Genomic DNA, 16,961 nt, shown 5'->3' with positions numbered 1-16,961 from the left:
TTCTCTATATCTAATTATGGTTTATTTTTGCCCGCGATCGCCTTGCGTTCTACTTTGCCTAACTTGTCAATCCGGGCTTGTTGTAATTCTTGATTTTGGCGGATTTGTTGTTGTTTTTCTGTTTCTTGCAATAGTTTTACTAGCTGGTAAAGTAGAATATCAGGTTGTTCCACAACGGTTGTTAGTAGTGTTTCTAAAACAACTGCCACGCGATTAATAGTAGTAGCATGAAACAAATCGGTTTTATATTCAAAGAAACCTTGTAACCCTTCTGATGTTTCTGTTAATTGCAGTTTTAAATCATGGCGAACCATACCACTTTCACTTTCTAAAATGCTCAGATTTAGCCCCTCCAATTTAAAATCTGATTTGGGAGCGTTTTGCAGAACAAACCATACTTGAAATAGCGGTGAATGATTTAAAGTACGTTCTAACTGTAGTTCTGCTACTAACTTCTCGAAAGGCAAATCTTGGTGGGTATAAGCCCCCAAAGCTGTTTCTCGTACCCGTTGCAATAACTCTTTAAAGCTGGGGTTATGAGAGAGATTAGTACGTAATACCAGAGTGTTGACAAAAAAGCCAATTAACCCTTCTAATTCAGTGTGGTTACGGTTAGCAATAGGAGAACCTACAAGGATATCTTCTTGTTTTGTATAGTGGTAGAGCAAGGTGTTGAAAGCTGCCAGCAGAGTCATAAATAAAGTGACACCTTCTTGCTGACTAAGAGATTTGAGATTATTAGATAGTGTAGATGATAGGGTGAACGAGTATTTTTTTCCTAAAGAAGTTTGTAGTTGAGTACGCGGTTTATCTGCGGGTAATTCTAAGATTGTTTTAGCATTTTTTAACTGTTGCTTCCAGTAGCTTAATTGAGTATCAAGCCTTTTTTCTTGTAACCATTGCTGTTGCCATACTGCATAATCAGCATATTGAATTGGTAACTCTGGTAGCAGAGAAGGCTTGCTATTTGAAAATGCTTCGTAAAGTGCTGACACCTCGCTGATAAACACTCCTGCTGACCAAGCATCAGAGATAATATGATGCATTGTGACTAACAAGATGTGTTCTTCTGGAGTGAGATGCAAAAGCACTAACCGCAGCAACGGTACTTGTGTCAAATCAAATGGCTGCTGGGCATTTTCTGCCTCTAGCTTTTGCACTTCTTGTTCTCTTTCAATTATTTGTAAATGCTGTAAATCTACGATTGGTAAAGGTATTCTTAATTCAGCAATAATCTTCTGAATTGGTTGCCCCTCAACAATTGCAAAGCACGTCCGTAAAACTTCATGTCGTCGGACAATTTCGTTAATGCTTTCCTCTAGTGCTGCTACATTTAGCATCCCTTGCAACCGCACCAAATCAGAGCCATTGTAGGCTGTTGAGTCGGGGTCTAATTGATGGAGAAACCACAATCTTTGTTGAGAAAAAGACAGTGGTAATTCTTGATTTCGGTCAATAGGTTCTAAAGAAGGGACTGAATTGGATTCAGGTTTAGCCTTCATTAGCATCTCTATATGTTTGGCAAGTTCAGCTACTGTGGGTGATGCAAATAAATAACGTAGCGGTATTTCTAACCCAAACAGTTTTCTTACTTGGGAAATTACTTGAGTAGCTAATAAAGAATGTCCACCTAAATCAAAAAAGTTATCATGAACACCTACTTGTTCTATTCCCAGAATTTTTATCCAAATACCTGCCAATATTTCCTCAGTTGGGTTACGAGGCGCAACAAATGTTTGTTCTAATTCAGGGCGGGTTTGCTCTGGTGCGGGTAATGCTTTACGGTCTACTTTGCCATTAGGTGTTAATGGTAAACTATCTAGCAGCACAAATGCAGCAGGAAGCATGTATTCTGGCAAATGTTGCTGTAGATAATTTCGCAATTCCGTTTGGGTAATATTTGCATCCAATTTAGTAACAATGTAAGCTACCAAACGTTGATCACCATGTACATCCTCTCTTGCCACTAAAACTGCTTCCCGTATCAGAGGATGTTGAGTCAGTGTTGTCTCAATCTCTCCTAACTCAATGCGGAAGCCACGAATCTTCACCTGGTTGTCAATCCGGCCAAGGTATTCTAATTCACCATTAGGTAAATATCGTGCCAAATCTCCAGAATGATAAAGACGTGTTCCTAGTGCAAATGGGTGAGAAATAAACTTCTGTTGTGTGAGTTCTGGACGATTCAAATAACCTCGTGCCAAACCAGCACCACCAATGTAAATTTCACCCGGAACTCCCATTGGTACAAGTTGCTGATGTTTGTCTAGCAGGTAAACTTGCAAGTCAGGAATCGGAATACCAATTACACTTCCCTGTGCCTGAGTTACATCTGCACAAGTTAATGGGCGGTAAGTAACGTGTACGGTTGTTTCGGTAATGCCGTACATATTGACTAACTGCGGTGACTTGTCTCCATATCGTTCAAACCAAGGCTGCAAAGTTTGCAGTTCTAAAGCCTCACCACCGAAGATGACATACCTTAAATGTTTTAATTTTTCACCAACAGGCACAGATTCATCAACCTGTATCAATTGGCGAAAGGCTGAGGGAGTTTGGTTGAGAACTGTCACCTGTTGAGAAGACAATAACTCATAGAAAGCTTGAGGTGAGCGGCTGACTTGGTGAGGAACTACAACTAAACGTCCACCATATAGCAAAGCACCCCAGATTTCCCACACTGAGAAATCGAAGGCAATAGAGTGAAACAACGTCCACACATCCTGCTGGTTAAACTTAAACCAAGCATCAGTGGCAGCAAACAAACGCACAACATTGGCGTGGTTGACTAAAACACCTTTGGGTTTACCTGTAGAACCGGAGGTGTAAATAATATAAGCCAAGGATGCAGGTACAACTTGACTGTCGGGATTATCTTTACTTTGTTGAGCGATGATTTGTGTGTCTGTATCCAGGCAGATGAGTTGTGTTTTATCGTTAGCTAATTTGTGGCTATGTTGTTGTTGAGTGAGGATAAATTTTAACTGAGCATCTTCTAGCACGAAACTTAGACGCTCGGTTGGGTAAGTTGGATCTAATGGTACATAAGCCGCCCCTGCTTTAAGGATTGCTAAAATGCCAATCACCATTTCTAAGGAGCGTTCCATACAGATGCCAACTAAGGTTTCTGGTTTCACGCCTTGATTTTGTAGGTAGTGCGTTAGTTGATTGGCTTTGATGTTAAGTTGATCGTAAGTCAACTGTTGGTTTTCAAACACTACTGCCACAGCATCCGGTGTTTTTTGAACCTGTTGTTCAAACAAGTGATGCAAACACAGTTCGGCTGGGTAGTCTGCGTTTATCGACTGCGAATTTGTCAGTAGTTGGGTTTGCTCTGGCGGAGTTAGTAAGGGCAATTTGGCTACAGAGCGATCGCAATTAGCAACTATACTCTCTAATAAAGTTTGAAAATGTCCCACCATCCTGTTAATGGTGTCAGCATGGAACAACTCGCTGTTGTATTCCAAAAATCCGATTAACCCTTGCTTGGTATCTTCCACATACAAAGTCAAATCAAACTTAGCAGTCCCGTTGTCTATCATTAAAGGAGCCAAGGTTAAATTTGGTAGTTGTAGGGCTAACATTGGCGCATCTTGGAAGACAAACATCACCTGAAATAGAGGAGTGTGGCTTAATGTCCGTTCCGGTTGTAATTCTTTAACTAACTGTTCAAAAGGAAATTCTTGATGAGTGTAAGCAGCTAAGGCTGTGTCGCGTACTCGTTTCACCAACTCTCTAAAACTTGGTTCTCCAGATACATCAGTGCGGAGAACTAAAGTGTTAACAAAGCATCCGAGTAAATTCTCAATTTCGCTGTGGGTGCGATTAGCAACGGGAGTACCAACTAATAAGTCTGTCTGTCCTGTGTAACGGTAAAGCAAGGTTTTAAATGCTGCAAGCAGTACCATGAACAGGGTGACGCCTTCCTGTTGACTAAAAGACTTGAGTGCATCTGCGATCGCTTTTAGCGGGGCGTAGCCCATCGCTTGCTCAATTACAATAGTTGCACGCGCACCTTGGAAGCTTTGTTGTGCAGGGCGGGGATAATCTGTTGGTAAGTTGAGAATTGGCGGCGCATCTTTGAGTTGCTGCTTCCAGTATGTCAACTGATGCGATTTATCATTTAAATATTGTCTTTGCCACAGTGCAAAGTCTGCATACTGAATTGGTAACTCTGGCAATGTTACTGGAATATCTTGGCAGAAGCCTTGATATAGTGATGCTAACTCTCGAAAAAAGATTTGCCATGACCAACCATCAGAAATAATATGATGCTTAGTAAGTAGCAGAATATGTTCTTGCTCACTCAGACGAATTAGCGTACCTCGAAACAGTGGCACTTGGCTCAAATCAAAAGGTTGACGAGCTTTTTCTGTGGCAATTTGGTTGACTTGTGCTTCTGAGTATATTGGTAATTCTATAGTTGTTAGGGTAAATGTTAGCTTGGGATCAATTACTTGTAAAGTTTGCTCATCTATAACCTGAAAGCTAGTGCGGAGAATTTCATGCCTTTTAATAATTTCGTTAATACTTTTTTCTAAAGCTAGAGTGTTGAGAACACCTGTAAAACGCAATAGACTGGATTCATTATATAAAGGTGTATCTGGTTGTAGCTGATGAAGTAGCCACAACCTCTCTTGAGTTAATGATAAATATAAAATATCTGATGCTGTTCTTTGAGCAATTGATGTTGAGTTTTTAATTTGTAAGTTTTTCTGCTTCAGCCGCATTTCAAACAATGCTCGTTGTTCGGGAGATAATGCGGCAATTCTTTTATTTATATCTTTCACAACTAATTACCCAAATAAGCTTAAAGTTGAATATCTACTTGTGTTGTTTATTAGCTGATAGTTTTGCTTAAAGTTTGTTAGCTTATTTAAGCTTGTCATTACTGTATCGAAATCTAGACCAAAATCAACGAGACAAGCTATTTCATCTACGCCAATTTCTTTCAGACGTGCAATTGTTTGACGACAACTTTCTAGCGTACCAATTAACACTCTACCTTGTTGAAAGTAGCGTTCAAAGGCAAACTCTAAAAGCTGCTGTCGGTCTTCTTCTGTAAAATTTTCGGGATTGAATTGAAAATTGATGCGTTTAGCTAAGTTCTCAACTAAGCCAAAATGTGTTTTGAGATAATTGCAAAAAGGCTGTTTTACTTGTTGCTTAACTAATTGTTCATTATCTCCTATATAAGTATGCATCATCAAAGAAACTTTGCAACTTTTTGGATCGTGGCCATGTTGAGCCAAAGTACGACGATAAAGAGATATTTGTTGTGCTAAATCATCAATGGTGGCGTACAAAAGGGAAGTTAAAACATTAGCGCCTATTTTACCTGCTCCCATAAATGTAGCGTCTGCTTGGCAAGTAATCCAAATGGGTACTTGAGATTGTATAGGACGAGGAAATGTTTTTACTTTAACTTTATTGCCTGAGCCATTAACAAATTCTATTTCTTCACCGTGCCAAAGTTTTTGTAAAATTCCAATGTCACGCCACATAACTTCTTTACGTTCAGCGTAATTTTCTGGACGTAATAAAAAGTCATCGGCGTGCCAACCCGGTGCAAAAGAAAGTCCAACTCTACCACCAGATAAATTATCAACTACAGCCCATTCTTCAGCTACTCTGACAGGATGTTGTAATGGCATGACAATACTACCTGATCTGAGTTGAATTTTATCTGTCACCATTGCTAAAGCTGCACTAATCACCGAGGGATTTGGATATAAACCTCCAAAAGGATGAAAATGGCGTTCGGGAGTCCATACTGCTGTGAAATCGTTTTTATCGGCAAGTTTAGCTGTTTCTATCAAGAGTTTATATTTCTCTGATTCGGTTGTTGAGCCATCGCCGGAAAAGTAGAGGATGCTGAATTCCATATTTTTATGAAAGTTTAGCGCATAGACGCGGAGCGGCTACTCTACGAGAACGCCAAAGGCGAACCCGCAGGGTAGGAGCAGAGACGCAAAGAAGGAGATACACAATTAAAATTGATTTAACTAACTGGTGATTCTTGAGCTAGTTGTTTGTCAAGTTCTTCAAGGGAAAGATTTTCTACTTCTGCTAAAAGTTTTGCGATTTCATTAAGTTCTTCTGATTGTGGTTGTTTTTCGACGATGACATTAGCTAATTCACTAATTGTTGGCGCATCAAAAAGGAGTGTACGTAGTGGTAATTCGACTTGAAAGGCTTCTCTGAGGCGAGAAATAGTTTGGACTGCTAGTAAAGAATGTCCACCTAATTCAAAGAAGTTATCATGAATCCCTACTTTTTCAATTCCAATGAGTTCTTCCCAGATATTGGCAATAGTTTGTTCAATTTCATTGCTAGGGGCTATATAAGTATTTTCTTGCAGAGTACGTGAATGTCTGCTGGCAGTTACTTGGCAAGAATTTACTGGCTTTTGAGCTAATGATAAAGATAAAATTAATTGATTCAGTTGCTCCGTTTTTAACTGTAAATCTTGCGTAGAAACTATAAATTGAGGTAAAGAGGTTGCCAAAATACGGCTAAAACAATCTGCTCCTTCTGCTGGCAGAATAGCATTTTTTAAATTTTCTTCACGCCAGCTTTTGATTTCATCAGGAACACTAGTATTAACTGCCATTCCAACTTGTTGCCAAGCATCCCAGTTAATAGCAACTGTAAATTTGTTATTTGTTGCTGTATTCCAATGAGCGAACGCATCTAAAAAGGTATTAGCAGCACAATAGTCTACTTGTCCAAATCCTCCTTGAATTGAACTTAAGGATGAACAAAGAACTAAGAAGTCTAAATTGATGTTTTTGAGAACATTATTTAGAGTTAGTGTTCCTTGAATTTTGGGTGCAAAAACTTTTTCGGCAATTTCTGGTGTTTTGAGTTGGATCATCCCTGCACCAGCAATACCAGCAGTATGGATGACACCGTGAATTGTACCAAAGCGTTCTAAAGATTGCGCGATCGCACTCTGCATCTGTTCATAATTAGTAACATCAGCAGCCAGTACCAATACTTCTGCACCTAATGCTTCTAATTGTTTGATTTTCTCGTTTTCACATGGGAGAGAACGTCCTAATAAAACAAGTTTTGCTTGTACCGTTTTGGCCAAATATTCAGCTAAAACTAAACCGATACCTCCCATTCCACCTGTAATTAGGTATACTCCTTTTTGGCGCAAACGAATTTTATCTTCGGTAGCGGCTTGTAATGCAACAGGCTCAAATCTTTGTACCCAACGGTAATTATTCCGGTAAGCAATTATTGAATCTTCTGATTCTGCTGTTAATTCTGGCAATAACTGCTCTAGAAAATCTTCACTTGTTGATGTAGGTAGTAAAATATCAACCAGACGACAACTGATATTTTGATATTCTTGAGGAATGACTTTGCACGCGCCTATTATGGTTGTTTTTTCAGGATATAATTCTTCATTTCCTGCTATGTCGTACAGATGATTAGCAATAACACAAAGTTGAATCACATCACTTATCTGTTGTTGTCCAATTGCTTGTGCTAGGTAAAGAAGACTGTAGAAACCTACATTTTGGGTTGTTTCCCAAGATAAAGTTTGTGATTGGGTAAAACTCCATAAGTGGGTAATTGTATTGGGAGTTTTTTCTTGTTCCCGTAACTGTTGTAGTAAGTTTTGATAATCATCCGCTTGAGCCGGATTGATAGCGTATGTATTGGTATCAAGTTGAGCAAATTTTTCTCCTACTTTGACAGTAATTACATCTTGCCCAAGTTGTTGTAATCGTTGAGCAAGTTGTGAACCTACGCCATATTCATCTACAAAAATTAGAGAATAATCAGAGGTAATATCTTTTGTTTTAACAAGAGGAACTCGTTTCCAAGAAGGAATATAAAACCAGTCACTAATATTAGATTTTTTAGCCTGCTTGCTTTCAACTTGATCAAATACTTGAGTTTGTATTTCTGGTTCAATCCAATAACGCTGACGTTCAAAGGGATAAGTCGGTAAAGGTACGCGGTAACGCTGTTCATGGGTATAAAAACCAGACCAATTAATCTCAATTCCTGCTAACCACAACCGCCCTAAAATGTTAAGTAAGAAATTAATATCTGATTTTTCGTCTTGGGGATGACGTAAGGAAGGTAATACAACTTGTCCAGCCGCTTGTTGGGTGTGTTGTTTGACAAGAGTACACAAAGTTCTTCCTGGCCCTACTTCTAAAAGTATGCGATCGCCTGGGGCGCAGCATAGCTGTTCGGTTTCTTGCAGCAAAACTGATAAACCATCTGAAAACTGTACTGTTTGACGTAAATGCTGCGCCCAATAATCCGCAGATGTTGCTTCTGGCGCTGAAATCCAAGTACCCGTCAAATTAGAAATAAAGGGAATTTGAGGAGGATTAAGTTTGACTTTTTGCAGTTCCGTTATGAATGGTTCTAACATCGGTTCCATCATTTGGGAGTGAAAAGCATGGGAAGTATGCAAACTGCGACACTCTATCCCCTTACCTGTCAGCTTTTCAGCAATCTTGTTTACTGCATCATCGCTTCCAGAAACCACACACAAAGAAGGTGCATTACTAGCAGCTAAAGCTAAATCTTCATTGAGGAAAGTTTTAACCTCTGCTGCTGATGCAGAAACAGCAAGCATTGCACCCGTAGCCATTTGCTGCATCAGTCGCCCACGCACAGCAACCAAAGTTAATGCATCTTCCAACGACATCACACCAGCAAGACAAGCGGCTACATATTCCCCAATACTGTGGCCGATCATCGCTTGCGGCGAGATACCCCAAGACATCCACAGTTGAGCCAAAGCATACTCAATTACAAACAATGCTGGTTGTGCTAAGGATGTTTGCTTGAGTTGTTCTGCTAATTGTTTTTCAGACTCATGTGCATAAATAACTGAACGTAAATCTAACCCTAAATGCGGTTCGAGTAGCAAACAACAACAATCCACCTGTTCGCGGAATGTAGGCTCAGTCTGGTAAAGTTCTTTACCCATCCCCACATACTGAGCGCCCTGCCCAGGAAACATGAAGATAATAGAGCGTTGAGTTGGTTCCTCAAAGTGAGTTAATACTTGTTGAGGATCTATACTTTCTAAGGCGTTTATTGCTTCTTGAGTAGTTTGGCAAACCACAACACGGCGATAATTAAATACTCCACGCCCTACTTGCAATGTGTAAGCTACATCTGCCAAATTCAACTCAGGATACAGTCTGAGGTGTTGAGCAAGATTCTTAGTAGCAGTTTCTAAAGCTGAATCAGTTTTAGCTGAAAGTACTAACAACTGATAATCTTTGTTTTGCTTCTCCACTCTTGTCACCAAAGGAGCTTCTTCTAGAATGACATGAGCATTAGTCCCACCAATACCTAGAGAACTAACTCCAGCACGGCGCGGTGTAGAAGTTGCACTCCATTCAGTCAGCTTTGTATTGACGTAGAAAGGACTATTAGCAAAGTCAATTTCTGGATTGGGTTGTTCAAAATTTAAGCTGGGAGGAATCAATTTATGTTGCAAAGCCAAAGCGGTTTTAATTAAACCTGTAACCCCAGCAGCAGCGTCTAAATGTCCAATATTGGTTTTGACAGAACCAATCGCACAAAAACCTGTTTTCTCAGTCTCCGCCCGAAAAACATTTGTTAACGCAGCGATTTCTATAGGATCGCCTAAAGCGGTTCCTGTCCCATGAGTTTCGATATAGCTGATTGTTTCAGGTTCAACATCAGCCAGGGCTATTGCTTCGGCGATCGCTTCTGCTTGTCCGTTGACACTAGGCGCTGTATAGCCAACTTTGTTAGAACCATCGTTATTGATGGCACTACCTTTAATTACAGCATAAATGTGATCACCGTCTGCGATCGCATCCAATAACCGCTTTAATAACACCACCCCTACACCATTACCAATAATTGTCCCTTTTGCTTTGGCATCAAAGGCGCGACAATGACCATCAGATGATAAAATTCCTCCTTCTTGATGTAAATACCCTGTTTTTTGGGGTACACGAATTGAAGCCCCACCAGCCAAAGCCATATCACATTGATAATTGAGTAAGCTTTGGCAAGCTAAAGCAGTTGCTACTAAAGAAGTAGAACAAGCGGTTTGTATTGTGAGACTTGGCCCAGTCAGATTTAATTTGTAAGAAACGCGAGTAGACAGAAAATCTTTATCATTTCCAATTAACTTTTGAAAACTATGCGCTGAACCAATTTGGTCAATATTTAACTGAAATGGCAAATAATTATTTAAACTAGCACCTGCATAAACCCCAATTCGGCTTTCGCATCTTTGAGCATCATAACCAGCATTTTCTAATGCTTCCCAAGCACATTCTAAAAATAATCTATGTTGGGGATCAGTCATCTCCGCTTCTTTAGGATTAAACCCAAAGAAACCAGCATCAAATAAATCTATGTCATCTAATACCGCGCCAGCTTTTATATAGTTAGCATTCTTGAATAATGATGGATCTACGCCAGCCGCAATTAATTCTTCATCACTGAACTGAGAAATTGCCTCAACTCCATCACATAAATTCTGCCAAAACTCTGTGATGTTTTTAGCTCCAGGAAACCGTCCTGTCATGCCAATTATTGCTATACTTTGCTCCAACTTGTGTATTTCTGTACTCATTATTGGTTATTGCTATTGTTATTGTGCGACATCAAAGACAGATAATGCTAAGAGTATTTTCGGAAAATATAAAATTCAACATCCAAAAAACTTCATATTTAAAGGTAAGTAGAGCAGCGTAAATAATTCAAGGTTTGTAGTGTTCGCGTAGCGTCTCGTAGAGAGGACTAATTTATTTTTTCCATTACTTAATGTATTTTGATTTATTCACCCAAACTTACTTATATTTTTCTTCTAGAAATTCTCTAAAAACGATTTTTTAATTAGAATTTGCTCACCTTGATCCATAAAATTAATTTTTTTAATGTCTAATGCCATCTAAAGCTTTTGTCTCTGTTTTCTCATGAATTGTTGTTGTTTATTAATAGCTGCTTTTTGCTTATCAGTACGTTCACGCATTGAGTGGAAGGCAGAGACATCATTTGCTTTCTTATCTAAATGTTCCGCCAGTGACTTAATAGTTGGATTTTGAAACATTTCTACAACCGATAAATCCTGTTTCAATGTTTCTCTGATTTGGTTGTTTACCTGTACCACTAGTAAAGAATGTCCACCAAGGTCAAAGAAATTATCATGAATACCTACTTTTTCTATCTGTAGTACCTGTTTCCAAACTTTAGCTATTGTTTTTTCAACCTCAGATTGAGGAGCTTGGTAATTAGTTGCCAACTCTGGACGCAAGTTCTCCGGTGCAGGTAAAGCACGACGGTCTACTTTTCCATTGGGGTTCAGAGGTAATGTTTCTAAAACTACAAAGGCAGAAGGAATCATATATTCAGGCAGTTTTCTCTTCAAAAAATACCTTAATTCATTCAGGCAAAGGGCTGACTTTTGATCAGGAATTATGTATGCAACCAACCGTCGATGATTTGCTATGTCTTCCCTTACTAAAACCACCGTTTCTCTGACTCTTGGGTATTGGCTTAGTGTTGTCTCAATCTCTCCTAACTCAATGCGGAAGCCACGAATCTTCACCTGGTTGTCAATCCGGCCAAGGTATTCTAATTCACCATTAGGTAAATATCGTGCCAAATCTCCAGAACGATAAAGACGTGTTCCTAGTGTAAATGGGTGAGAAATAAACTTCTGTTGTGTGAGTTCTGGACGATTCAAATAACCCCGCGCCAAACCGGCACCACCAATGTACATTTCACCCGGAACTCCTATTGGTACAAGTTGCTGATGTTTGTCTAGCAGGTAAACTTGCAAGTCAGGAATCGGAATACCAATTACACTTCCCTGTGCCTGAGTGACATCTGCTTTAGTTAAAGGGCGGTAAGTAACGTGTACGGTTGTTTCTGTAATCCCGTACATATTGACTAACTGTGGTGACTTGTCTCCATATCGCTCAAACCAAGGTTGCAAACTTTGCAGTTCTAAAGCCTCACCACCGAAGATGACATACCTTAAATGTTTTAATTTTTCAGCAGCAGCGACAGATTCATCAACCTGTATCAATTGACGGAAGGCTGAAGGAGTTTGGTTGAGAACTGTTACCTGTTGTTGAGCCAATAACTCATAGAATGCTTGGGGTGAACGACTGACTTCATAGGGAACTACAATTAAACGACCGCCATACAGCAAAGCACCCCAGATTTCCCACACTGAGAAATCGAAGGCTATCGAGTGAAACAACGTCCACACATCCTGCTGGTTAAACTTAAACCAAGCATCAGTGGCAGCAAATAAACGCACAACGTTGACGTGGTTGACTAAAACACCTTTGGGTTTACCTGTAGAACCGGAGGTGTAAATAATATAAGCCAAGGATGCAGGTACAACTTGACTATTGGGATTATCTGTACTTTGTTGAGCAATGATTTCCCCGTCTGTATCCAGGCAGATTAGTTGTGTTTTATCGTTAGCTAATTTGTGGCTTTGTTTTTGTTGAGTGAGGATAAATTTCAACTGAGCATCTTCTAGCACAAAATGAAGCCGCTCTGCTGGGTAAGTAGGATCTAAGGGTACATAAGCCGCCCCTGCTTTAAGGATAGCTAATATCCCGACAACCATTTCCATAGAGCGTTCCATGCAGACACCAACCAAGGTTTCTGGTTGTACACCCACATTTTCTAGGTAGTGCGCTAGTTGATTGGCTCGATTGTTTAACTCACGATAGGTAAGTTCTAGGTTAGCAAAGACTAGAGCGATCGCATCTGGTGTTTTTTCTACCTGTGCCTCAAACAAGTTATGGATGCAAGCTTCTTGAGGATAATCAACCTGAGTATTATTCCATTCTACCAGTAGCGTTTGACGTTCAACAGGTGTCAATATTGATAACTCAGAAATACCCTGATTGGGATCAATAACCACACCCTCTAACAGGGTTTGGAAATGCTCTACCATCCTAGCTATAGTATCTGAATTAAATAAATCGGTGTTGTATTCTAGCGTCCCTGTCAATCCTTCTTCACTATCAATCATTGATAGAAGGACATCAAACTTGGCTGTTCTTGTCTCAAGTTCGTCAGTTTTCCAGATGCTATTAGATGCAGGATTCTGAAGCACAAACATCACCTGGAACAATGGGTTATAACTAAGATCCCGATTTGGCTGTAACGCTTCTACTAGCTTCTCAAAGGGTAAATCTTGATGAGTATAAGCCTCAACTGCAACCTTTCGCACTCGTCCCAACAATTCTGTAAATGTGGGATTTCCTTCTAGATTAGTACGCAATACTAAAGTATTGACAAAACACCCAATTAACTGATCCAGTTCAGCACGGTTGCGGTTGGCTATTGGTGAACCAACAAGAATATCTTCTTGATCTGTGTAGCGGTAAAGCAAAGTTTGAAAAGCCGCCAACAAGGTCATAAATAAGGTTGCACCCTGCTGTTGGCTTAACTGTTTGATTGACTCAGTTAATGTTGTAGACAATACAAACTTCTGCTGCGCTCCCCGAAAAGTCTGTATTGGAGGTCTGGGGAGGTCAGTAGGTAGTTGCAATCCAGGTAAATTTCCGCCTAACTGCTGCTTCCAATAAGCTAAATGCTTTTCTATAACTTCACCTTGCAACCAATTTCGCTGCCAATACACAAAATCTGTGTACTGTACAGGAAGCTGAGGTAGTTGCGAGGGTTTACCAGCACAGAAAGCTTGATAAATCGTAGATAATTCTTGAACTAGTACCTTGATTGACCAACCATCACCAACCAAATGATGCAGATTTATAAGTAATATCGATTCTGCTTGCAAGTGCAGCAGTTTTGCCCGCAACAAAGGTGCTTGTCCTAAATCAAAAGATGACTGAGCCTCTTGCTGAGATAACTTTTGTACTTCAGTCTGTTGTTGTTCGTCAGCGAAATGACGTAAATCAATTTCTGGTAAACTGAATGCGATCGCGGAGCGTGCGTTAAGCGCGATCGCATCTGCAACTTTTTGGATAGGTTCACCATCCACCACCTCAAAGCTGGTTCGTAAGATGTCGTGTCTTTGAATAATTTCGTTGAGGCTGCGAACTAACGCAGGCACATTCAACTTTCCTGTCAGATTAATAGCTACAGGAATATTATACGTAGCTGTCCCAGGTTGCAGTTGATTGATAAACCACAACTGCTGTTGAGTAAAGGTAAGTGGATGTTGGCTAGTGGCTGTCTCTACTTTAGAGATGGGCAGATACACACTAGTCAAATTCCTATTAACTTGGTCTAGTATTTGGGTTGTTAACTCAGCAATACCAGCACCATCAAAGAAGTCAGCTACAGATATAGTTACCCCAAAATCAACCTCAATCAGGTTTTTTAACTCAAAAACTTTGAGGGAGTCTAGACCCAAACTACTCAAAGGTTGCTCTAGCGCTATGTGAGAAGGTGTTACCTTTAAGACTCGTGCTACTAGCTTTTGTAAATAAGAGTTTAATAACTGCTGTTGTTGTTCTGCTTCTACTGCTAGTAATTCTGTGCGTGTCAGACAATCTTCTGCTACCGTTGTCTGGGCAATTTTCAAAATACTACTACCAACAACATCTAATGTACCTGCTAAAAATCCTGCTTTAGTAGCGCGACGTTGAATCTTACCACTGGAAGTTTTGGGAATCGTGCCGGCTTTGATTAAAATAACTGCATAAACTTCTATTTCATGTTCTTCTGTAATTGCTTGGCGAATAGCAGCCGTCACTTCATCTATATTAGGTTTGGCACGAAACTCTAATTCTTGTACAACTACCAGACGTTCTTCTTTTTCTACCTCTACTGCAAAGGCTGCAACGCTTGTTGCGCGTAATGTTTTATGGCTTCGTTCTGCGGTTAACTCAATATCTTGTGGGTAGAGATTACGTCCCCTGATGATAATTAAATCTTTAGCTCGTCCAGTAATAAAGAGTTCGCTATTATGCAAAAAGCCTAAATCTCCAGTCCGTAAAAATGGCCCTGACGCTTCGCTGTTTTCATGCGCGGAGCGCTGTACTCCCGTATCTTGCAAGTAGGCGCGGAAAGTTTGCTCTGTTTCTTCTGGTCGGTTCCAGTAACCATGGCCGATACTAGGGCCTGATACCCAGATTTCGCCAACTTCATCGGGTTCACAACGAGTGAAGGTTTCTGGATTGGCAATTACAATCTGCTGCTGTGGTACAACTCGACCGCAACCGACTAATACTGTTGAATTTTCATCATTAGTAGTTGCATCAATTATATGATTACTTTCTAAAGCAGTTTTTTGTAAGGTTTTCGTCGTTACTAAAGCATTTTTTACACTTCCAGATACCATTAAAGTGGCTTCTGCCATGCCATAGCAAGGATAAAAAGCTTCTGGACGAAACCCACATTCAGCGAAGGTAGCTGCAAACTTCTCTAGAGTCTCGTGACGAATTGGTTCAGCACCATTAAAAGCAACATTCCAACTGCTTAAATCTAGGGTTGAACGTTGTTCGGGGGTAATTTTTTCAACACAAAGTTTATAAGCAAAGTCGGGAGCGCCACTAGTGGTTCCTCCATAACGAGAAATTGTTTGTAACCAACGATAAGGACGCTGGAGGAAAGTTGCTGGCGGCATCATGATACAAGGAAAACCACCATATAGAGGTTGCAGCACTCCGCCAATCAGACCCATGTCATGATAAACAGGTAGCCAAGTGACAAACTTACTCCTGGAAGAATGTTCCATATATTGGCGAGTCACAACAGCATTGTGGAGTAGGTTGCCATGACTGAGCATTACACCTTTGGGTGTGCCGGTAGAGCCAGAAGTATATTGCAAAAAGGCCAAAGTTGCTGTATTAATAAAAGGCTCTTGCCAAGTTTTTTCTATACCAGGAGCGAGGTTATCAGTGGCTAGCCACTGAATATTATTGATTTTGTTAGCAAACAAAGATTGCAATTGAGGCAAAAGGGCGGCGGTAGTCAGAATTACTGCTGCTTGTGCATCTTCTAAAATTGCTAAAATTCTGGGGGTGTTGCGTTGGTTGCGTGGTGGATAAGCTGGAACTGCTACGACCCCAGCATACAGACACCCAAAAAAGGCGGCAAGATATTCTAAACCTGGTGGATAAAGTAGTAAGGCACGTTCTCCACTTAGATCTAAGCTTTGCAGTTGAGATGCGATCGCTCGACTAGATCTATCTAGCTCTTGATAGGTCAGGCGATCGCTTTGTGTTTCCCCATCGCCTAAGAATGTGTAACTCAGCTGTTTAGCCTGTCGGCTACTTCTATAACGTAAAAGTTCAACAACAGTAGAAAATTCGCAAATGCCTTCCAAGGCATTACTGCTTTGAGTATTTTTATGTTCAGGCATTGAGATGCACACTTAATTCTGGAATGTAACTGTCATAAGCGGTTTAGCTGAAAACTGTACTAGCGATTTGTAGACTTCTTGACCAAAGTTAGATTCGCGCACAGTCTTGGGTAATGGGCAAGTTTAGCGATCGTTAGAGTTCATAAATAAGAATCTTGCAGACGGTCTTGCAATTTATTCTCAATATTATCTATATCACATTAACGCCAATAATTCTCTTTTAATTTTTATTTTCACAGAATTCTATTAAATTTTTATGCTATTTATTCCGGCTTTTAGCAAAATATACTTCTTTATATAGATGTCTTATGCTTTCTATTGACAAATTGATTGCTTTACATAGGCACGGCACGATAAAATCCATCAACCCTCTGAATTTTCCCTAAAATCATTAAGGTAAGCATTTTGCCTGAACATTCGAGTATTTAGTATTTATTTATACTGCTGTTAAAAATATACAGATTATAGCTTGTCTAGATTTATTGACATAGTTATGCAAAAAACATATCTCTTTTAACTACTTTTTGATAATGTAATAGTCTAATAATTGATAAAACTACTGCTAATAAATTTTAGTAAGCATCTAGAAAATCAATTATATCAGGGTGTTAACAGCTTATTAGCCATGTGT

4 protein-coding genes are annotated in these 16,961 nt (G+C 39.9%); all 4 read right to left on the bottom strand.

The features are described 5' to 3' along the window. Positions 1–14 precede the first annotated feature (14 nt). Positions 15–4,790, bottom strand: coding sequence for a non-ribosomal peptide synthetase (locus IQ246_RS02650; RefSeq protein ID WP_193999866.1), 4,776 nt, complete (start codon positions 4,788–4,790; stop codon positions 15–17). A gap of 6 nt (positions 4,791–4,796) precedes the next feature. Beyond that, the gene (locus IQ246_RS02645; RefSeq protein WP_193999864.1) at positions 4,797–5,885 is read right to left on the bottom strand and encodes an LLM class flavin-dependent oxidoreductase; all 1,089 of its coding nucleotides are present in this window, start codon (positions 5,883–5,885) and stop codon (positions 4,797–4,799) included. Positions 5,886–6,001: 116 nt separating this feature from the next. Continuing rightward, the gene (locus IQ246_RS02640) at positions 6,002–10,603 is read right to left on the bottom strand and encodes a type I polyketide synthase (RefSeq protein WP_193999862.1); all 4,602 of its coding nucleotides are present in this window, start codon (positions 10,601–10,603) and stop codon (positions 6,002–6,004) included. A 318-nt stretch (positions 10,604–10,921) separates the two neighbouring features. After that, positions 10,922–16,330: a non-ribosomal peptide synthetase gene (locus tag IQ246_RS02635; RefSeq protein ID WP_193999860.1), complete on the bottom strand. Its 5,409-nt coding sequence runs from the start codon at positions 16,328–16,330 to the stop codon at positions 10,922–10,924. Positions 16,331–16,961: the final 631 nt, after the last annotated feature.

This window comes from aff. Roholtiella sp. LEGE 12411 (genome assembly GCF_015206995.1).
Taxonomy (GTDB): Bacteria; Cyanobacteriota; Cyanobacteriia; order Cyanobacteriales; family Nostocaceae; genus Komarekiella.
The sequence above is the reverse complement of the archived record's forward strand: the minus strand, read 5'-3'. Positions and strand labels throughout refer to the sequence as shown.